The 19,289-nt window shown below is 68.1% G+C and carries 15 protein-coding genes and 1 tRNA gene; 10 read left to right on the top strand and 6 right to left on the bottom strand.

Annotation, left to right across the window (positions count from 1 at the left end; genetic code table 11):
* Positions 1 to 38: 38 nt before the first annotated feature.
* Positions 39 to 773, top strand: a complete 735-nt coding sequence (locus MFF62_RS26765) for a response regulator (RefSeq protein ID WP_238266171.1) — start codon at positions 39 to 41, stop codon at positions 771 to 773.
* Between the two features lie 4 nt (positions 774 to 777).
* On the top strand, positions 778 to 2,076 hold the full coding sequence (locus tag MFF62_RS26760) for an ATP-binding protein (protein WP_238266170.1): 1,299 nt from the start codon (positions 778 to 780) through the stop codon (positions 2,074 to 2,076).
* 152 nt (positions 2,077 to 2,228) lie between these two features.
* Here the strand turns inward: MFF62_RS26760 and MFF62_RS26755 are convergent, their stop codons facing one another.
* Positions 2,229 to 3,401: an ABC transporter substrate-binding protein gene (locus MFF62_RS26755; protein WP_238266169.1), complete on the bottom strand. Its 1,173-nt coding sequence runs from the start codon at positions 3,399 to 3,401 to the stop codon at positions 2,229 to 2,231.
* Between the two features lie 243 nt (positions 3,402 to 3,644).
* On the opposite strand from MFF62_RS26755, the gene hemN reads away from it, so the two are divergent.
* Complete coding sequence (gene hemN, locus MFF62_RS26750) at positions 3,645 to 5,114, top strand: oxygen-independent coproporphyrinogen III oxidase (protein WP_238266168.1); 1,470 nt, start codon at positions 3,645 to 3,647, stop codon at positions 5,112 to 5,114.
* A 114-nt stretch (positions 5,115 to 5,228) separates the two neighbouring features.
* Here hemN and MFF62_RS26745 read toward each other — a convergent pair whose 3' ends face one another.
* Complete coding sequence (locus tag MFF62_RS26745) at positions 5,229 to 6,131, bottom strand: c-type cytochrome (RefSeq protein WP_238266167.1); 903 nt, start codon at positions 6,129 to 6,131, stop codon at positions 5,229 to 5,231.
* A 322-nt stretch (positions 6,132 to 6,453) separates the two neighbouring features.
* On the opposite strand from MFF62_RS26745, the gene MFF62_RS26740 reads away from it, so the two are divergent.
* Positions 6,454 to 6,529, top strand: a tRNA-Arg gene (locus tag MFF62_RS26740).
* A gap of 37 nt (positions 6,530 to 6,566) precedes the next feature.
* Here the strand turns inward: MFF62_RS26740 and MFF62_RS26735 are convergent.
* Positions 6,567 to 6,920: a hypothetical protein gene (locus MFF62_RS26735; protein ID WP_238266166.1), complete on the bottom strand. Its 354-nt coding sequence runs from the start codon at positions 6,918 to 6,920 to the stop codon at positions 6,567 to 6,569.
* A gap of 152 nt (positions 6,921 to 7,072) precedes the next feature.
* On the opposite strand from MFF62_RS26735, the gene MFF62_RS26730 reads away from it, so the two are divergent.
* The 6 genes from MFF62_RS26730 to MFF62_RS26705 all read left to right on the top strand — a co-directional run bounded on the left by MFF62_RS26730 (position 7,073) and on the right by MFF62_RS26705 (position 16,129).
* On the top strand, positions 7,073 to 8,305 hold the full coding sequence (locus MFF62_RS26730; protein WP_283205384.1) for an RtcB family protein: 1,233 nt from the start codon (positions 7,073 to 7,075) through the stop codon (positions 8,303 to 8,305).
* Between the two features lie 194 nt (positions 8,306 to 8,499).
* Positions 8,500 to 9,891: an FAD-binding oxidoreductase gene (locus MFF62_RS26725; RefSeq protein ID WP_238266165.1), complete on the top strand. Its 1,392-nt coding sequence runs from the start codon at positions 8,500 to 8,502 to the stop codon at positions 9,889 to 9,891.
* A 58-nt stretch (positions 9,892 to 9,949) separates the two neighbouring features.
* On the top strand, positions 9,950 to 10,354 hold the full coding sequence (gene arfB / locus MFF62_RS26720) for an alternative ribosome rescue aminoacyl-tRNA hydrolase ArfB (RefSeq protein WP_238266164.1): 405 nt from the start codon (positions 9,950 to 9,952) through the stop codon (positions 10,352 to 10,354).
* A gap of 151 nt (positions 10,355 to 10,505) precedes the next feature.
* Entirely contained in the window at positions 10,506 to 13,709 is a 3,204-nt protein-coding gene (locus MFF62_RS26715; RefSeq protein ID WP_238266163.1) for a bifunctional cytochrome P450/NADPH--P450 reductase, read from the top strand.
* Positions 13,710 to 13,821: 112 nt separating this feature from the next.
* Entirely contained in the window at positions 13,822 to 15,030 is a 1,209-nt protein-coding gene (locus MFF62_RS26710) for an MFS transporter (RefSeq protein WP_238266162.1), read from the top strand.
* A 43-nt stretch (positions 15,031 to 15,073) separates the two neighbouring features.
* Complete coding sequence (locus tag MFF62_RS26705; protein WP_238266161.1) at positions 15,074 to 16,129, top strand: GlxA family transcriptional regulator; 1,056 nt, start codon at positions 15,074 to 15,076, stop codon at positions 16,127 to 16,129.
* A gap of 28 nt (positions 16,130 to 16,157) precedes the next feature.
* Here MFF62_RS26705 and htpX read toward each other — a convergent pair whose 3' ends face one another.
* The 3 genes from htpX to MFF62_RS26690 all read right to left on the bottom strand — a co-directional run bounded on the left by htpX (position 16,158) and on the right by MFF62_RS26690 (position 19,281).
* Positions 16,158 to 17,036, bottom strand: a complete 879-nt coding sequence (gene htpX / locus MFF62_RS26700) for a protease HtpX (protein WP_238266160.1) — start codon at positions 17,034 to 17,036, stop codon at positions 16,158 to 16,160.
* Between the two features lie 113 nt (positions 17,037 to 17,149).
* The gene (locus tag MFF62_RS26695; protein WP_238266159.1) at positions 17,150 to 17,617 is read right to left on the bottom strand and encodes a hypothetical protein; all 468 of its coding nucleotides are present in this window, start codon (positions 17,615 to 17,617) and stop codon (positions 17,150 to 17,152) included.
* Entirely contained in the window at positions 17,614 to 19,281 is a 1,668-nt protein-coding gene (locus MFF62_RS26690; RefSeq protein ID WP_238266158.1) for an FAD-dependent oxidoreductase, read from the bottom strand. The genes MFF62_RS26695 and MFF62_RS26690 overlap by 4 nt, the downstream gene beginning before the upstream one ends.
* Positions 19,282 to 19,289 lie beyond the last annotated feature (8 nt).

The following is a 19,289-nucleotide window of genomic DNA, read 5'->3' as shown; positions in this document are numbered from 1 at the left end:
CCGGGCGTCTTCCCTCGTATTTCGTCACTATCTTCACCATGGACCTGTCTTCCAACCTGCCCGTTCGTCTGCTGATCGTTGATGACGATCCCCAGATCCGTACCATGCTGGCCGAATACCTGGCCACGTTCGGCATGGAGGCCGAGGGCGCCGAGGGTGGCGCGGCAATGCGCGCTGCCATGGGACGTCAGGAATACGACCTGGTGATCCTGGACCTGTCGCTGCCCGGCGAAAACGGCCTGACGCTGTGCCGCGAGATCCGCGAGCAGGGCAACATGCCCGTGATCATGCTGACGGCCCGTGCCGAACTGGCCGACCGCGTGGTGGGTCTTGAAGTAGGCGCCGACGACTACGTGACCAAGCCGTTTGAAATGCGCGAGCTGGTGGCCCGCATCCACACCGTGCTGCGCCGCAGCCGAGGCGACACGCGCCGCACGTCGGCCACGACGGCGGGGGGACACGAGATGCGCTTTGGCTGCTGGCGCCTGAACACCACGCTGCGCCAGCTCGTGGATGCCGAGGAAACCGTGGTGCCGCTGTCCAACGCCGAATTCCGGCTGCTGCTCACGTTCATCGAGAATCCGAATCGCGTGCTCGACCGCGAGATGCTGATCAACAATGCGCGCGGCCGCGACCTCGACGTGTTCGACCGCAGTATCGATCTGCTGGTGTCGCGCCTGCGCCAGAAGCTGCGCGACGATCCGCGCGATTCGTCGCTGATCCGCACCGTGCGCGGCGAGGGCTACGTCTTCACCGGCAACGTGGAGCACTGACGGCATGGCTGGTCCGACCCCGCCGTCCGCCGACGGTGCTTCGGTGGTGCGGCCCGATCCGCGCGCCGTCGAACCGGCCCGTCGTCGCCGGTTCAACTCGATGTTCATGCGGTTGTTCTTCGTGATGACCGCCATCATGCTGGCCGTACACGTGCTGGGCGTGACCGTGATCGAAAGCGTGTTTCCGCGCCCCGGCTCGGAGCGCTACATGGAACGCATGCGGCGCGCGGCATCCGACGCCGAAGCGGCCGGCCAGTTGCTGCCCAACGGGCCACCGCCGCATCCGCTCGAAGGCGTCTTCATGCCCGACCGGCCGCACGGTCCGCCCCCAGGCATGCGCGGCAACGAGCCGTTTGATTTCGATGGCCCGCCGCTGCGTGGCGATCCGTTCGGCGAGCCTCGCCACTTCGATCGTCCACCCGGCCTGCAGCCCGGTTTTCATATCCGAGGCATCTGGCCGCCGCACCTGGGCCTGCTGTTCCAGCTCGCGGCCATCCTGATTGCGTCGTGGGTGGGCGCGCGGCTGCTGGCGCGGCCCGTGCAGCAGTTGGCCAGTGGCGCCAACCGGCTGGCGCAGGACGTTCACGCGCCACCGCTGGACGAGGAAACCGGCCCCGCCGAAGCGCGCGATGCCACGCATGCGCTGAACCTGATGCAGCAGCGTATCCGCACCCAGCTCGCGCAGCAGTCGCGCTTCCTGGCGGCGGTATCGCACGACCTGCGCACGCCATTGACGCGCATGAGCCTGCGCATCGAGCGCATCGAGGACAACGACGTGCGCTACCGCCTGCGTCAGGACCTGGCCGAGATGAACGGCCTGATCGACGCCACGCTGTACTACCTGCGCGACCGCGACGATGGCGCCGGCCCACGCCAGCGTGTGGACGTGCTGGCATTGCTGCAGGCCGTGGTCGACGATGCGCAGGAGATCGGCCAGGACGTGCGCCTGTCCGGCGAGGCCGCGCCGTTGCTGGCATACCCGGCCGAACTGCGCCGCGCGGTGGTCAACCTGGTGGAGAATGCGCACCGCTACGGCGGCGCCGCGCACATCGTGCTGGCCGACAGCCCCGAACGCGTGTCGATCGACGTATGCGACAACGGGCCTGGGATTCCGCCGGCCGAATTGCAGCGCGTGCTGGAACCGTTCTATCGCGTGGAATCGTCGCGCAGCCGCGCCACTGGGGGCGTAGGCATGGGCCTGGCTATTGCCGCCGACATCGTGGCGCGCCATGGCGGGGAATTGAAGTTGTCGAACCGCCCCGAAGGCGGCCTGCGCGTCAGCATCACGCTACCGCGCGCTTAATTTTTGGCCCCTTGTTTTCTCCCCTCTCCCGCAGAGCGGGAGAGGGGCCGGGGGAGAGGGCCAGCAGTTCAAATCGCGACATGTCGGCAAGCAGAGCCGCCGACCCTCACCCCCAACCCCTCTCCCACAAGTGGGAGAGGGGAGCAAGAAGCTCAAGCCCGCTGCGGCAATCCACTCTTCCCAATCGCCGCAAGCTGAACATACTGCGACCCCCGGAACCCACGCGTGAAGTCCAGCGTGAAATCCCCCACATCAACCCGCGCCTGCAGCGCCCGACGCAGCTCGGCCGAACCAGCGCCCTTCATGCCGGCCGCCGCACGCACCAGCCACGCCGCACCGATATAACCAGCCAGCGTGGCCGGCGAGGGCGGTTCGTCGAGGTACTGCTTCATGCGTGCCACGTGTTCCTTCACCACGCGCAGCGTGGACTCCTGCGGCCCCGGTGCAATCTGCGTTACCACCATGCCGCCCGCATAGTTGGCACCAAGGATTTCACGTGCCGACGAAGGACTGACTGCCGACAGTCCCACCAGGAAGCCGTACCAATTGCGTGCAGCCAGCGCACGCCCCAGGCTGCCGTAGGCGAGCGTATCGCCGGCCACGATCACGGCACCGGGCCGCGCTGCGGCAATGCGCCGCGCGCTGTCGTCGAAATTGCCATCCAGCGATACCGCACGCGTGGCGACGTCCTTCTCCAGCCGGGCCAGCCACGGCGTACCCGCGCCGAGCGTGCCCGCCGCAAAATCTGGCGAAACAGCAAGTGCGATGCTGGACAGCCCGTAGCTGCGCAACTGATGCACAGCCGCGTCGAGTTCAGACTGGTAGTCGGCGCGCGTGAACCAGACGTTGTCGGCCGACATGGCCAAGCCGGACAGCGGCGCCACGATCTGCACACCGCGCCGTGTCAGTTCGGACGCACTGGCCAGCGTGGGCAGCAGGCTGTCGCTGGGCCCGAACAGCACATCGGCGCGCTCGTTGTCGGCCAGCGCCACCGCTTGCGAGGCGGCGGCGCGCGGGTTCGATGCGTCGGCATCGCGCACCACGTGCACGATGCGCAGGCCGCCATTCGTCGCCGGCGACGCATTGAACGCATCGAACATCACCTTGGCCCCGGCCAGATAGTCGCGTGCCTGGTCGGCCTGAGGACCTGCACGGTCCACCAGATGCCCCACCACGAACTGGCGGCGCAGCACCTGGCCGGCAGGCTGCGCGAATGCGGGCAGTGCCACGGAGCCTGACAGCGCGCCCAGCATGTGCAGGGCGCGGCGGCGGCCCGTGCTGGCGGGCGCGCAAGAGGAGATCGACTGCGGCAAGGCTGGGCGCATGGCAGTGTGGAATTCGGTAGACGGGAAGTGTCGCGACAGCGAAAACAAAAGGCGGGACTTCGAGAGCCGGGCCCGAGACTATCGGGCCTCCGTGACGTTTCCGTGACTTTTTCCCGACTTGAGGCCCCCCGTTGGCGGGGCTGGTGGGCGTACGGTTGCCATGATGTTGATGCGCGTCAAAGTTGCAGTTCGGAGCGAGGCATAGCATCGGTCGTCAATCACGCCCACAAGACGAGTCCCCGCATGTCCGCCCCCAATCCAGACGTTGCCAGCACGGCCTTCGACCGTCGCGCCCTTGCCGATTTCCGCAGCCTGGCCGGCCGCATCGATGGCAACGGCCCTCGCTACACGTCATATCCCACCGCCGACCGCTTCCACAACGAAGTCGGCGACGCTGGCTACCTCAATGCGCTGCAGGCATGCCGCGCCAACGCGCCGGCTCCGCTGTCGCTCTACCTGCATATCCCGTTCTGCGAAAACATCTGCTACTACTGCGGCTGCAACAAGATCATCACCAAGGATCACAGCCGCAGCGCGCGGTACGTGGATTACCTGGCGCGCGAAATGGCGATGGTGTCCGCGCAGCTTGGCGAACGGCGCGCGGTGATGCAGTCGCACTGGGGCGGCGGCACGCCCACCTTCCTCGATCCCGATGAAATGCGCCGCGTGATGGCGGCGCTGCATGAGCATTTCGTGCTCTTGCCCGAGGGCGAGCACTCGATCGAGATCGATCCGCGCCGCGTGACCGATGCGCGCATGGACCTGCTGGCCGAACTGGGTTTCAACCGGATCAGCCTGGGCGTGCAGGATTTCGATCCCGAGGTGCAACAGGCCATTCACCGCGTGCAGTCCTACGAGGAAACGCGCGACGTGGTGCTGGCGGCCCGGCGTCTTGGCTTCCAGTCGGTCAGCCTGGACCTGATCTATGGACTGCCGCACCAGACCACCGCGCGCTTCAATGCGACGATCGACCGGGTGCTGGACCTGCGGCCCGACCGGCTGTCGGTCTACAGCTACGCGCACCTGCCGCATGTCTTCAAGCCGCAGCGCCGTATCGACGGAGCAACACTGCCGCCGGCCGCCGAGAAGCTCGACATCCTGGTATCGACGATCGAGCGCCTGACTGCCGCAGGCTATGTCTACATCGGCATGGACCACTTTGCACTGCCCGACGACGACCTGGCACTGGCCCAGCGCGAGGGCCGGCTGCAACGCAACTTCCAGGGCTATGCCACGCACGCGGGCTACGACCAGCTTGGCCTGGGGGTGTCCGCGATTGGCGCGGTGGCCGGGCACTATGTGCAGAACGCCCGCACGACCGACGAGTACTACGCCGCGCTCGATGCCGGCCGGTTGCCCATCGTGCGAGGTTTCGAAACGTCCGCTGACGATCATCTGCGCAAGTCCATCATCGGCGCGCTGATGTGCAACGGTACGCTCGATATCACCGCTGTGGAACGCGAGCACGGCATCGACTTCGCCGCTGCGTTCGCGCCCGAACTGGCCGATCTCGACAAGCTGGCGGCCGACAACCTGGTCCGCCGCACGGCCACACGCATCGACATCACGACGCTGGGCCGGTTGCTGGTGCGGCGCGTGGCCATGGTCTTCGACCGCTACCTGCGCGAGGACGCGGCCCGCCCGGCCGCACCGGCCAGCGCGGCCAACGATGGCAAGGTGATACCGCTGGTGCGCTACTCGCGCGTGGTCTGAGCGCTGGTTACAGGCCGATTTGGTGGCCGGAAGGACGGCCCAAAAACAAAAAACCCGCGAAATCGTTCGCGGGTTTTTTTGCGTGCGGCCCAGGCGGGCCGCTGAACCGGGTACTTACTTGGCGGCGTTGGCCATGTAGTCCGAAGCGGCGATGACATCGGCGTCCGGCCCAGCGTAGCCACCCTTGGGCGGCATCACGCCCTTGCCTTTGAGCGCGTAGTTGTGCACGACGTCCATGCCTTCCTTCAGGCGCGGCGCCCAAGCGGCCTTGTCGCCAAACTTCGGCGCGCCGGCAACACCAGCGGCGTGGCATGCGGCGCACACCTGCTCATAGACCTTCTTGCCCGTTTCCGCCGACGCAGCAGCGGGTGCGGCAGGTGCGGCGGCCGCCGGAGCCGCTGCGGCCGGTGCTGCCGCTGCCGGGGCAGCAGGAGCCGGGGCTGCGGCAGCCGGTGCGGCTGCGGCTTCAGGCGCCGAGGCGGCGGCCTGGGCCGGTGCACCCTGGGCCGGAGCGGCCGGTTCCGGGAACTTGGCGCCGCCGGCATCGGCCATGTAGACCACCGCGCGCGACAGTTCGTAGTCGCTCAGGTCGTCGGGCGCCGTACCGGCACGGGCCGGCATCGCGCCCTTGCCGTGCAGCACGGCCTTGAGCAGCCCGTCGAAGCCCTGGCCGATACGTGCCGACCAGTCGCCGGCCACGCCGTACTTGGGCGCACCCGCCGCACCGGTGGCGTGGCAGGCTGCGCAGACTTCCTTGTAGACCTGCTCGCCGGTCTTGAAGACGCGCGGGGCGTTGGGATCCTTGATTTCCAGTGATGCAACCGGCGCGATGCGGGTGTTCACCGCTTCCACGCTCTGGGTGGAACCAGCGCCCTCATGGGTGCCGTGGCCGACAAAACTGACCAGCAGGATGATGACGATGATCGGCACAAGAAAGGCGGCGATCACCACAGCGATAAGTTGCTTAGGGGTCTTGATTGGCGACTCGTGGTGGTCGTTTTGATGGACGTCACTCATACAGAACTCTCGATTTTGCGGGAAACCTATGCACAGCGCGTTGGGGGCGGCTTGCTTGTCTGGCCCTGTTTTCGGGTGTGAATCTGTCGGTCTTCGCGTCCGGGGCCATCTCCCACCCCGCTACGTCTCTGGTACGACGCAAATAGCTGCCGATTATAGACCCAAGATTTCGCCGTTGCAGCCAAAAGCGACGGCTCAGAGACCTGTGAAAACCCGGGGCTGACGCGCCCCGGCGCATCCCGCATGGACGTCCACGGACAACTCGGGTATCCTATGCGACTTTCCGACGCCGGCACTCGCCGTTGTCAACACAATTCACATCGCGCCCGTAGCTCAATGGATAGAGTACTGCCCTCCGAAGGCAGGGGTTGCTGGTTCGATCCCAGCCGGGCGCGCCACGTTTTTCCGTAGTCTCTTCCCAATAGTCTTACTGCCTTACCGCCCCATCCGCCGGTTGTAGCTTTGCGTAATCCGGTCGATCAGCCCTGGGTTGCGCGAATCGCCCGTGGTGAACGCCACGCGCATGGAGCCATCGGCCTGCTGGCGGATCGATGCGCTGACTGGCGTGCTGCCGAAATTCCCGGAAATGTTGCCAGTGGCCTGGTCCTGTACCTGGATGGTCACGCCCTGGTCGCGCAGTGCGTCGGCCGCCGCGTAGAACGAGCGGTCGTAGTTGGTGGCTTGGGGCGGTGGTGGGCCGGGTGGGTAGCCGTAGTAGGTGCAGCCCGCCGACAGCAGGGCCAGGCAGAGGGAGAGGACGAGCAAGCGGATGGAGGGCAGGTGCTTCATGGCAATCCCTTTCTTCTGTCGAGTCCAGAGTTCTGTTCTAGCAGGTCGGTGCGTGGAACGAAATCCGCACGGGCGGAACCGATGGGTGCCGGCCCGGATCGCAGCCATAGAGGAAGGGCGCCAGCGCCCCGCAACACCGTCGAGGTAGCACGATGAACAAGCCAAACAGCCCGGACCACCAGGTCATGGAACTGGCCCATGGCAAGCCGGTGAAGATGTGGACGGTCGGGGTACCGGTCGAGGAAGACGCGCGCCGTCAGTTGCAGAACACCGCGCGCATGCCGTTCGTGTTCCGCCATCTGGCGGTGATGCCCGACGTGCACCTGGGCAAGGGGTCGACCATTGGCACCGTGATTCCCACGCAGGGCGCCATCATCCCGGCGGCGGTGGGGGTCGATATCGGCTGCGGCATGATGGCCGCGCGCACCACGCTGACGGCGGCGGACTTGCCCGATTCGCTGCACGGGCTGCGCGGCGCCATCGAGCGCGCGGTGCCGCATGGCCGGGCGCCGGGCCGGCGCGATCCGGGGGCCTGGGGCGACCGGGCGCCGCAGCAGGTGGACGACGTGTGGAAGACACTGGTGCCCGGCTTCGACAGGATCTGCCAGAAGTACCCGAAGCTGGCGCGTACCAACAACCACGTCCATCTGGGCACGCTCGGCACGGGCAACCACTTCATCGAGGTGTGTCTGGACGAGGCCGGCAGCGTCTGGTTCATGCTCCATAGCGGCTCGCGCGGCGTGGGCAATGCCATCGGCACGCACTTCATCGAGCTGGCGCAGCAGGACATGCGCCAGCACATCGCCAATCTGCCCGACCGCGACCTGGCCTACTTCGAGGAAGGCAGCCGACATTTCGACGACTACGTGGAAGCCGTGGGCTGGGCGCAGGACTACGCGCGCCGCAATCGCGAGGTGATGATGGCGGCCGTAATCGCCGCCGCGCGCGGCGTGATCCGCAAGCCGTTCGAGGTAGACGAACACGCGGTGAACTGCCATCACAACTATGTGCAGAAGGAACGCCACTTTGGCGCCGATGTGTTCGTCACGCGCAAGGGCGCAGTGTCGGCGCAGAAGGGCCAGCTTGGCATCATCCCGGGATCGATGGGCGCCCGGAGCTTTATCGTGCGCGGCCTGGGCAACGAGGAAAGCTTCTGCTCGTGCAGCCACGGCGCGGGCCGCACCATGAGCCGCACCGAGGCCAAGCGCCGCTTCACCGTGGCGGACCAGGTCAAGGCCACCGCGCATGTGGAATGCCGCAAGGACGCGGCCGTGATCGACGAGATCCCGATGGCGTACAAGGACATCGACGCCGTGATGGCCGCGCAGCGCAGCCTGGTGGAAGTCGTGCACACGCTGCGCCAGGTGGTCTGCGTGAAGGGGTAGGTTCGGCCCCCGCCGGCGCCCGTGTCTCGCGTGCGCCGCCTCACCGATGCAACCGATTGCGTCGTTGCGGCATCCATAAGCAGGCACATCATCGCGCCAACCGTCGCGCACAAGCCGTTTGCGGTCGGCTGGCGCGTGCCTTGCATGAATAACTCTTCCGTCAGCGTTTCTTCTAAGCAGAAGGGGAGCCCATCATGCCCACGCTAGCCGCCGATCATGTCGACATGCTGCGCCACGCCGTGCGCGGCAAGGTGCTGTTGCCGAACGACCCAGGGTACGACGTCGCGCGTACCGTCTGGAATGCCACCGTCGACCGCCGGCCAGCGGTCATCGTGCAATGTACGGGCACGGCCGACGTCATGCAGGCCGTCAACTTCGCGCGCGACCATGGCCTGTCGATTGCCGTGCGCGGCGGCGGGCACAACATCGCCGGTAGCGCCATCTGCAACGACGGACTGGTGGTCGACCTGTCCCAGTTGCGCGGCGTCCATATCGATGCGCGCGACAACGTGGCCTGGGTCAGCCCGGGCGCCACGCTGGGCGATTTCGATCACGAGGCGCAGGCGCAGGGCCTGGCCACGCCGCTCGGCATCAACTCCACCACGGGCGTGGCCGGGTTGACGGTGGGCGGCGGCTTTGGCTGGCTCACGCGGCAGTACGGCATGACCGTCGATAACCTGCTGGGCTGCGAAGTGGTCACGGCCGATGGGCAACGCCACTGGGCCGATGCCACGCACGAGCCCGAGCTGTTCTGGGCGCTGCGCGGCGGGGGCGGCAATTTCGGGGTGGTCACGCTGTTCCAGTTCCGGCTGCATCGGGTGGGTCCGATGGTCACCGCCGGGCTGATCGTGTTCCCGGCCGTGGAAGGCAAGTCGGTGCTGCGCCAATACCGCGCGTTCGCGGAATCGGCCATGCCCCCGGACATGAACGTCTGGGTCGTGCTACGCAAGGCGCCGCCGCTGCCGTTCCTGCCATCATCGGCGCATGGTGCGAACGTGGTGGTGCTGGCCGTATTCCACACGGGGGACCCGACCCAGGCCGACAAGGACATCGCGCCGCTGCGCGCGTTTGGCCAGGCGGTGGGCGAGCACGTGGGCCAGGTACCGTACACGGCGTGGCAGCAGGCGTTCGATCCGCTGCTGACGCCGGGTGCGCGCAACTACTGGAAGTCGCACAATTTCACGCGGCTGGACGACGCGGCCATCGACCTGATGACCGACTTTGCCGCGCGCGGGCCGTCGGCGAATGCCGAGATCTTCATCGGCCAGGTGGGCGGCGTGGCCAACCGCGTGTCGCCCGATGCCACGGCGTATCACCATCGCGACGCCAGGTACGTGATGAACGTCCATTCGCGCTGGGATCGCGCCGACGAGGACGCCACCTGCATCGCCTGGGCGCGCGACTTCTTCAATGCGTCGGCGCCATACGCCACGGGCGGCGTCTACGTGAACTTCATGACCGAGGACGAGACGTCGCGCGTCAACGCGGCGTACGGGCACAACTTCGACCGGCTGGCGCAGGCCAAGCGCACCTACGATCCGCAAAACCTGTTCCGCACGAACCAGAACATCCAGCCGGCGCCGTGATACGCGCCGAAACGCGCCGACACACACCGTCGCGCCATGCGTTGCTATGATGGCCCGCATGGCCGACGACATCCACATTTCCCATCACGAATACGAGATCACCGCGATCCGCGCGCAGGGCGCGGGCGGGCAGAACATCAACAAGGTGTCCAACGCGGTGCACCTGCGCTATGACGTGCGCGCGTCGTCGCTGGCCCCCGACCACAAGGAACGCCTGCTGGCGTTGCACGACCACCGCATCACGCGCGATGGCGTGATCGTCATCAAGGCGCAGCAGCACCGCAGCCTCGAGATGAACCGCGACGAAGCGATCGGGCGCCTGCACGAACTGGTGCGCAGCGTGGCCGAACCGCCGCGTATCCGGCGCGCCACGCGCCCCACGCGAGCGTCGAAGGTACGCCGCGTGGATGCCAAGGTGCAGCGCGGCCAGATCAAGGCGATGCGGGGGCGGGTGGTCGACTAGGCGCGCGGGAAGCTGACCGGGCGGGGGCCGGGCGCCCATGCGAAGTAATCGAACAAATATTTCAAACGCCCGATAGCGGGGTGGGACAAGCCGGCCATTGGCGGGCATGCTCTGGAACTGCCAACGATAACTGCCAGGAACGTCCCCATCCATGACATCCGTACCCGCCGATGCCTTCGAGCCGATTCCCCGTGATCCGGGCTGGCCTGTCGTCGGCAACCTGTTCCAGATCACGCCCGGTGAAGTCGGGCAGCACCTGCTGGCGCGCAGCCGCCATCACGACGGCATCTTCGAACTCGACTTCGCGGGCCGGCGCGTGCCGTTCGTGTCGTCGGTGGCGCTGGCCGCCGAAATCTGCGACCCGGCGCGCTTTCGCAAGATCATCGGCCCGCCGCTGTCGTACCTGCGCGACATGGCCGGCGACGGCCTGTTCACCGCGCATGGCGACGAGCCGAACTGGGGCTGCGCGCATCGCATCCTGATGCCGGCGTTCAGCCAGCGCGCGATGAAGGGCTACTTCGACGTGATGCTGCGCGTGGCCAACCGGCTGGTGGACAAGTGGAGCCACAACGGCCCCGACGCCGACATCGCCGTGGCCGACGACATGACGCGGCTCACGCTCGATACAATCGCGCTGTCCGGCTTCGGCTATGACTTCGCGTCGTTCGCCAGCGACCAGCTCGACCCGTTCATCGTGGCGATGGTCGGCGCGCTGGAAGAGGCCATGCGCAAACTCACGCGGCTGCCAATCCAGGACCGCTTCATGGGCCGCGCGCACCGGCAGTTTGCCGACGACGTGGCCTACATGCGCGATCTGGTCGATGACGTGATCCGCCAGCGCCGGGCCGCGCCCCGGCCGGGCATGGACCTGCTGAACCTGATGCTGGAGGCGCGCGACCCCGAGACCGACCGCCAGCTCGACGACGCCAACATCCGCAACCAGGTCATTACGTTCCTGATTGCCGGCCACGAAACCACCAGCGGCCTACTGACCTTCACGCTGTACGAACTGCTGCGCAATCCCGGCGTGCTGGCGCAAGCCTATGCCGAGGTGGACGCGGTGCTGCCCGGCGATGCGCCACCCGTGTACGCCGATCTGGCACGCATGCCGGTGCTCGATCGCGTGCTCAAGGAAACGCTGCGGCTGTGGCCCACGGCGCCGGCATTCGCGGTGGCGCCGTTCGAGGATGCAGTGATCGGCGGCCGCTACCGGCTGCGCCAGAACCGGCGCATCTCGGTGGTGCTGACCGCGCTGCATCGCGATCCGAAGGTATGGGAGAACCCCGAGCGTTTCGATATCGACCGCTTCCTGCCGGAGAACGAGGCCAGGCTGCCCGCGCACGCCTACATGCCGTTCGGCCACGGCGAGCGCGCCTGCATCGGCCGGCAATTCGCGCTGACCGAAGCCAAGCTGGCGCTGGCCCTGATGCTGCGTAACTTCGCCTTCCACGATCCGTACGACTATCGCTTCCGGCTCAAAGAAACGCTGACGATCAAGCCCGACGGCCTGGTGCTGCGTGCGCGGCGCCGGCGACCCCATGAGCGGATCGTCACGCAGGCTGTAGCCGATACGGCACCGGGTACAGAAGCAGAGATGGCCCAGGCGGAAGTGCGCGGCAACGGCCAGGCGCTGACCGTGCTGTGCGCGTCGAGCCTGGGTACGGCGCGCGAGCTGGCCGAGCAGATCCATGGCGGCGCGGTGGCAGCCGGGTTCGAGGCCAAGCTGGCCGACCTGGACGACATGGTTGATGCGTTACCCACATCGGGCCTGCTGGTCGTGGTGGCCGCCACCTACAACGGCCGCGCGCCCGACTCGGGCCGCCGCTTCGAGGCGATGCTCGATGGCGGGACCGCCAGTGGCTATCGCGCCGACGGCTTGCGCCTGGCGCTGCTTGGCTGCGGCAATTCGCAATGGGCCACGTATCAGGCGTTTCCACGCCGGCTGTTCGACTTCTTCACAGGGGCCGGTGCGGTGCCGCTGCTGCCGCGCGGCGAGGCCGACGGCAACGCCGACTTCGACCAGACCGCCGAGCGCTGGCTCGCGCAGCTTTGGCAGACGTTGCAGGCCGACGGCGCCAGCGCGGGCGGTATCGGCGTGGACGTGCAGGTGCGCAGTGTCGATGCGATGCGCGCGGACACGCTGCCAGCGGGCACGCAGCCGTTCACGGTGCTGTCGAATACCGAGCTAGTGAACGATCCCACCGGCTTGTGGGATTTCTCGGTCGAAGCCCCGCGCACCTCCACACGAGCCATGCGGCTGCAACTGCCGCCCGGCGTGACCTACCGCACCGGCGACCACATCGCGGTCTGGCCGCGCAACGAGGCCCGGCTGGTGGCGGACCTGTGCGAGCGGCTCGATCTCGATCCCGAGGCCATGGTCACGCTCAGCGCACCGCACGGCGCCGGGCGCGGCCTGCCGATTGGCGAAGCGCTGCCGCTGCGGCAACTGCTGGTGCATTTCGTCGAACTGCAGGACGTAGTGTCGCGCCAGACGCTGCGCGCGCTGGCCGAGGCCACGCGGTGCCCGTTCACGCGGCAGTCGCTGGAACAGCTTGCCTCGGACGACGCTGACGCTGGCTATGCCACGCAGGTAGCCGCGCGCCGGCTGGGCCTGCTCGATGTGCTGGAGCGGTTTCCGGCCATCACGCTGACGTTGCGGCAACTGCTGGCCTGCACGGTGCCGATGCGGCCGCGCTTCTATTCGATTGCCTCTTCGCCGCTGGTATCGCCCGACGTGGCGGTGCTGCTGGTGGGTACGGTCTGGGCGCCCGCGTTGTCGGGGCGCGGCCAGTTCCGGGGCGTGGCCTCGACCTGGCTGCAGGGCTTGCCGTCTGGCGCGCAGGTGTCGGCATCGATCCGCACGCCGAACCCGCCGTTCGCCCCGCCTGACGATGCGACCGCGCCGATGCTGCTGATCGGCCCCGGTACCGGCATCGCGCCGTTCCGTGGCTTTATCGAGGAACGCGCGGCACAGCAGTCGGCAGGGCAGGCCGTCGCGCCGGTGCAGTTGTATTTCGGCTGCCGCCATCCCGGGCACGACTGGCTGTTCCACGACGAGATCGCGCAATGGGCCGCGCAAGGCGTGGTCGAGGTGCACACCGCCTTGTCGGTCGTGCCCGATGCGCCACGCTACGTGCAGGACCTGCTGTGGCAGCGACGCGCGGAGGTCTGGGCCCAGCTTCAGGCCGGCGCCACGGTCTATGTATGCGGCGATGGCCGCCGCATGGCCCCGGCCGTACGGCAGGTGCTGATCGAGATCGGCGCGCAACTGGGCGGCATGGCGCCAGATGCCGCGTCGGCGTGGTTCGCCGCGCTGGTCGAGCAGGGCCGCTATCGGCAGGACGTATTTAATTAGCCACCTGGCGGCAGCCGGCTGGTTGGCAGGATTCGACGGAACGTTGTCTCTCGGCCGCCAGCGCGGCTTCGTACGCTTGGAACCATCCCTTTCCTGACTTCCGGAGATGCCGATGGCTTCCGTTGCGATGCGGCAGGCGCGCGTGTTGGCGCTGTGCCAGGCCTTGTTCACATCCGCCGTTTCTGTCGACCTGACCCTGACCGGGCTGGTTGGCTACACGCTGGCGCCGGGCAAGGCGCTGGCCACCTTGCCATTCGCGATGATCACCGTGGCGGCGGCCCTGACGTCCATCGCCGTGCCGTTCGCCATCGAGCGGTTCGGGCGCCGCTTTGCCTTCTGTACGGGCGGCGTGGCCTGCATGCTGGGCGGCTGGGTGTCGGTGGTGTCCATCTACCGGCACGACTTCTGGCTGTTCTGCCTCGGTACGGCGCTGGTCGGCGTGTTCCAGGCGTTCGCACGGTTCTACCGGCTGGCCGCGGCCGATGCCGCGCCGGTGCCGGAAAAGCCCCGCGTGATCTCCGTGGTGCTGACCGGCGGCGTGGTGGCTGCCGTGTGCGGCCCGGCCATTGCCGCCTGGAGCGTCGACATGATGCAGCCCACGCCGTTTGCCGGATCGTATGCGGTGGTGGCGGTGTTCGGCGCGCTGACCGTCATGCTGCTAATGCTGGCTTACCGCGAGCCGCCGGCCGCCGCGCTGGCCGGCGGGGCGACGGACAACCGGCCGGCCCGGCCGCTGGGCGAGATCGTGCGGCAGCCGGTGTTCCTGGCATCGTTCGCCAACAACGGCATCGGCAACGCGGTCATGATGTTCGTGATGACGGCCACGCCCATCGCGGCCATCGCGTGCAGCCACACGATCGGGCAGGGCGCGCAGATCATCGAATGGCATCTGGTGGGCATGTACGCGCCATCGTTCTTCTCGGGCTGGCTGCTGCAGCGCTACGGCAACCCGGCGATGCTGAAGGCCGGCATCGCACTGTCCGCGCTGGCGGCCGTGGTGGCCCTGTGCTCGACGTCGCTGGTGGCCTTCTACGTGGCGCTGCTGTGCCTGGGCGTGGGCTGGAACTTCATGTCGGTGGGCGGCACGACGCTGCTGGTGGGCAGCTACCGGCCGGCCGAGCGGGCGCGCACGCAAGCCGTCAGCGAGTTCTCGGCGGCGGTGCTCACGGCCGCCGCGACACTGGCGGCCGGACAGGTGCTGGTGGTCTGGGGATGGCAGGGCGTGAACCTGGCCGTGCTTCCGGCGCTGGCCCTGGCACTGGCGATCACGCTGGCGTGGCAGCGGCGCGAGCGGGCGGCGGGCGTGGCCGCCGCAGTATGATCGGCGTACCGCAGGCTCCTGCGCATCGACTCTTCCCGTATCCATGCAATCCGTCACCGCCCCGCCGCGCGTCGTCGTGATCGTCGCGCCGAACCCGTCACAGGAGCTTGATGTCACCGGCCCCACGGCGGTCTTCAGCACGGCCAACAAGCTACGCGGCCGCGACCAGCCGCCTTACGAGGTACACGTGGTCAGCGTCAGCGACGATGGCGTGGTCGATACCGAATGCGGGCTCAAGCTGGTGGCCGAAGCGCCGTACTGGCACGCAGCGGAACGTATCGGCAAGCCCATCGACACGCTGCTGGTGGCTGGCGGCGCAGGTGCCCGGCTGTCGGCCGACGATGCGCGGCTGGTCGGCTGGCTGCGCGACCAATCGGCCAGCGTGCGGCGCATGGGCGCGGTCTGCACGGGCGCGTTCGTGCTGTGCCGTACCGGGCTACTCGACGCCCAGCGCGTCACCACCCACTGGCGCCATGCCGAACGTCTGGCGCAGCGCCATCCGGAATTGACCGTCGATGCCGATCCGATCTGGATTCGCGCCGGACGCTTCTACACATCGGCCGGCGTCACGGCCGGCATGGACCTGTCGCTGGCGCTGGTCGAGGAAGATCTCGGGCATGCCGTGTCGCTCGAAGTCGCGCGCGAACTGGTGATGTTCCTGCGCCGCCCCGGCAGCCAGGCGCAGTTTTCCACAGTGCTCCGCGCGCAGGCCGCGCAGAACCCCGAGCTGCGCGCGCTGCAGACCTGGATCGCCGACAACCTCGCGCGTGACCTGTCCGTAGGTTCGCTGGCCGAAAAGGCGGCCATGAGCCCGCGCAACTTCGCGCGTGTGTTTGCCAGGCAGGTGGGAGACACGCCGGCGCGCTACGTGGAGCGGCTGCGTGTGGAGGCCGTGCGGCGGCTGCTCGAAGGCAGCGACCGCAGGCTGGAAGCGATTGCGCATGCCACGGGATTCGGCAATGCCGATGTCATGCGGCAGGCATTTCTGCGCCATGTGCAGACGACGCCCGAACGATATCGGGCGGCATTCCGGGCCGACGGGGCTGATGGCCCCGATGGCTTCGACGGCCCGGATGAGGAAGGCGGGCTGGCGGCCTAGCGCCAGCCCAACCCGCACGGCTGGAGCCTTAGCGGGCGTTCTGCAGCGCGGCGATACGCGACTCGATGGGCGGGTGGCTGGAGAACAGCGCCATCCACGACTTGCCGCCCGAGATGCCCATGGCCTGCATGTTCTGCGGCAGGCCGTCGGCGTCCAGGCCGCCCAGGCGGCGCAGCGCGGCCACCATCGGCGTGGGCGTGCCCATCAGGCCCGCCGCGCCCGCGTCGGCACGGTACTCGCGATGGCGCGAGAACGCCGCCACGATGATGCTGGCCAGGATGCCGAACACGATCTCGCAGATCACCACCGTGATCATGTAGCCGATGCCGGGGCCGCTCGATTCCTCGTCGTTACGGCGCAGCCACGAGTCGACAAAGTAGCCGACCACGCGCGCCATGAAGATCACGAACGTGTTGACCACGCCCTGGATCAGCGTCAGCGTGACCATGTCGCCGTTGGCGATGTGGGCCACCTCGTGGGCCAGCACGGCTTCCACCTCGTCGTGCGACATCGACTGGAGCAGGCCCGTGGATACCGCCACGAGCGAACCCTTCTTCGACGCGCCGGTGGCAAAGGCGTTGGGCTCGCCGTCATAGATGGCCACTTCTGGCATCGGCAGGCCGGCGCGCATGGCCAGCTTCTCCACGGTCTGCATGAGCCACAGCTCTGTGCTGGTGCTGGGGTGCGTGATGACCTGTGCACCAGTGGACCACTTGGCAATGGTCTTGGACATCAGTAGCGAGATGAACGAGCCGCCAAAGCCCATCAGCGCCGCAAACACCAGCAGCATGCCGAGGTTGAGTCCGTTGGCGGTGAGGAACCGGTTCACGCCCAGCAGGCTGGCCGTGATACTGAGTACGAGCATGACGGCGATGTTGGTCGCCAGGAACAGGAAGATTCGTTTCATGGTTGTGGGGCAGAACAAGTGAACGCGGACGAGCCGCAAGCGCGCGCGGTCCGCACGCAGGCGTACCGCTCGACTAGGGTAGGCGCGGCACAAGACGTCCGCGCGAAAGGGGATCAGACGCGCGGTGGGCGCGGCAGCAGGGGAAGGTCGGGGTCGGACGGCACGGCCGCCGCATAGCGCGGCACGGCACTGCGCGCCGCCGATGTCACACCGCGCGGCAAGGGCGCGGGCAGCAGTTGCTCGGCAAAGTCGGCGCCGGGCGGAGTGGGGTCGGCATTGTCGGCGGGCATCGACGAGTCTTGCGAATCGGATGCGTCCGAAAGAGCGCCAAGATCAGCCTGATCGGCCGCGATGGCCACGTTGCCGACGGTCGCCACATGCGCCGTCTGCACCATATCGATGCCTGCTGCGGACGTGCCAATGCCAGCCCAGGCCTGCAGAGGCAGGAAGGCAAGCAGCACGATCATCAACAGGAGCCGAAGCGGTTGCACGGGGGCGAGTGATGCATGAGGGACGATGGCGACGATTCTACAGGATGCCGCATTGGCCGGCAGGGCGTGCTGCATCACGTTCAGGGTCACGTGCCGACGATGCGCAGCGCGGCACGCGTACCCCACCACGCGGCTTCCTCGAACACCGACAGCCCGGACAGATCGGCGTGCGCGAACAGCAGCGGGCCGTCGGCACCGCGTAACGCAGCCAGCCCCGCATTCGCCAGGAAGCCGGGCACGGGCGTGGCCATCGCGTGGCCGCGCGCGGTGATCTCCACGGCATCGGCATGGCGCCAGAATTCACGGCCGTAGACGGCGCGCAGGTCGGTGACGGCCAGTTCCATCAGCGCGGCCGGTGAAGCGTCGACCAGCCAGCGGCGCACGGCGTCCGGATGGCTGTCGCCCGGCACGCCGGCCTGCGCGTCGAGCGGGCAGTAGGCGGTGAATGCGGTTTGCGCCGGCCGGGCCTGCCGGATCCACTGATGCGTGGCCACCACGTAGCCAAGACCGCGGGCCCCGTACACCACGTTGTCCCACGCCAGCGGCACACCGGCCTGCTCTTGCGGAAAGCCGCGCAGGCGGAAGGTCGACACCAGCCACGGCGCGTGGTGCTGCAGGTGTTTGGTGGCGTCGAAGCCGAACGGCTGAAGCGGCGTCAGCCGCGCGGCCACGTGCAGCGGCATCGCGCAGATCACGCGGCGCGCCACGATGCGCGACAGCTTCGGCGGCCGGGTGATGCCGTCGGGCCATTCCACGCACAGCACGCTCTTGCCATCGGGCTCGATCCTGACTGCCATCCCGCGCTGCCGCCACGGGCGCTGGGCGTCCATGCGGCGGTCGATGCCGGCGGTCAGCCGCGTCACCAGTCCATGCAGGCCATCGGGCCACGTCAGCACGGCACCGTCGGCCGCGTTGCTGGCGTGCCCGTCACGGCTGGCAAAGTAGTGCAGCCCCGCCCAGGCCGACACCACGTCGGCGCCGGCACCGTAGTCGTCGCGGCAGCAGTAGTCGGCGTACCAGCGCAGTGTGGGTGCCGTGTAGCCGTTGGCGTCGAGCCATTGGCGGAAGGTCTGGCGGTCGAGCGCCAGCCATGCCGGGTCGCGCGACGACTGCGCCAGCGGAATCGCGAACACCTTGCGGCCATCGTTGCCGAGCGTGGTGCGCAGCCGGTCGACGTGGGCCAGAAAGCGCGCGTGCTGGTCGTGGTGGATGTCGCTGTCGGGCAGCAGGCCGTCCTGCCAGGCGCCGTCGTGGAACAGCCGTTCCTCGGGCCCATGCACCAGCGCGGCTTCGTCGAAGCGCGGCCGCGCATCGAACGGATCGCGCTCGATGACGCCGACGTCCGCCAGCATCTCGCGCACGTGGGTGGATTCGGCCGAAGGCAGCGGCAGGTAGTGCGCGCCGCGCGGATAGCCGATCTCGCCAAAGCGCCCGCCCGAGGCGTTGCCGCCAAACTCCGGACCCTCCAGCATGACGAAGTCGCGCAGGCCGGCACGCGACAGTTGCCAGGCCGCCGACAGGCCGCCAATGCCGCTGCCCAGGATCAGCACATCGACGCGCCGCTCACCGGTAGGCTGCGGCCAGCGGTGCGCGTCGCGCAGCGCGTGGCCTTCGGCCATGCCGGGGCGCAGCACCACAGGGTCGGGTTCGTGCAGGCCCAGGCCGGCCAGGAAGTGCGCCGCGTCGTCGCCCAGCCGTTCGCAGCCGGCCAGCGCGGTGCCCGCCGCCGCGATCAGGAAGCGCCGTCGATCCATGTCCGTCA

The sequence above is a fragment of the Cupriavidus pauculus genome, from assembly GCF_022179805.1.
GTDB lineage: Bacteria > Pseudomonadota > Gammaproteobacteria > Burkholderiales > Burkholderiaceae > Cupriavidus > Cupriavidus pauculus_E.
The sequence above is the reverse complement of the archived record's forward strand: the minus strand, read 5'-3'. Positions and strand labels throughout refer to the sequence as shown.

Excerpts from the sequence above, each read along its gene's own strand:
- MFF62_RS26765 (WP_238266171.1), top strand. The coding sequence starts at position 39 with ATGGACCTGTCTTCCAACCTGCCCGTTCGTCTGCTGATCGTTGATGAC.
- MFF62_RS26760 (WP_238266170.1), top strand. The coding sequence starts at position 778 with ATGGCTGGTCCGACCCCGCCGTCCGCCGACGGTGCTTCGGTGGTGCGG.
- MFF62_RS26755 (WP_238266169.1), bottom strand. The coding sequence starts at position 3,401 with ATGCGCCCAGCCTTGCCGCAGTCGATCTCCTCTTGCGCGCCCGCCAGC.
- hemN (WP_238266168.1), top strand. The coding sequence starts at position 3,645 with ATGTCCGCCCCCAATCCAGACGTTGCCAGCACGGCCTTCGACCGTCGC.
- MFF62_RS26745 (WP_238266167.1), bottom strand. The coding sequence starts at position 6,131 with ATGAGTGACGTCCATCAAAACGACCACCACGAGTCGCCAATCAAGACC.
- MFF62_RS26735 (WP_238266166.1), bottom strand. The coding sequence starts at position 6,920 with ATGAAGCACCTGCCCTCCATCCGCTTGCTCGTCCTCTCCCTCTGCCTG.
- MFF62_RS26730 (WP_283205384.1), top strand. The coding sequence starts at position 7,073 with ATGAACAAGCCAAACAGCCCGGACCACCAGGTCATGGAACTGGCCCAT.
- MFF62_RS26725 (WP_238266165.1), top strand. The coding sequence starts at position 8,500 with ATGCCCACGCTAGCCGCCGATCATGTCGACATGCTGCGCCACGCCGTG.
- arfB (WP_238266164.1), top strand. The coding sequence starts at position 9,950 with ATGGCCGACGACATCCACATTTCCCATCACGAATACGAGATCACCGCG.
- MFF62_RS26715 (WP_238266163.1), top strand. The coding sequence starts at position 10,506 with ATGACATCCGTACCCGCCGATGCCTTCGAGCCGATTCCCCGTGATCCG.
- MFF62_RS26710 (WP_238266162.1), top strand. The coding sequence starts at position 13,822 with ATGGCTTCCGTTGCGATGCGGCAGGCGCGCGTGTTGGCGCTGTGCCAG.
- MFF62_RS26705 (WP_238266161.1), top strand. The coding sequence starts at position 15,074 with ATGCAATCCGTCACCGCCCCGCCGCGCGTCGTCGTGATCGTCGCGCCG.
- htpX (WP_238266160.1), bottom strand. The coding sequence starts at position 17,036 with ATGAAACGAATCTTCCTGTTCCTGGCGACCAACATCGCCGTCATGCTC.
- MFF62_RS26690 (WP_238266158.1), bottom strand. The coding sequence starts at position 19,281 with ATGGATCGACGGCGCTTCCTGATCGCGGCGGCGGGCACCGCGCTGGCC.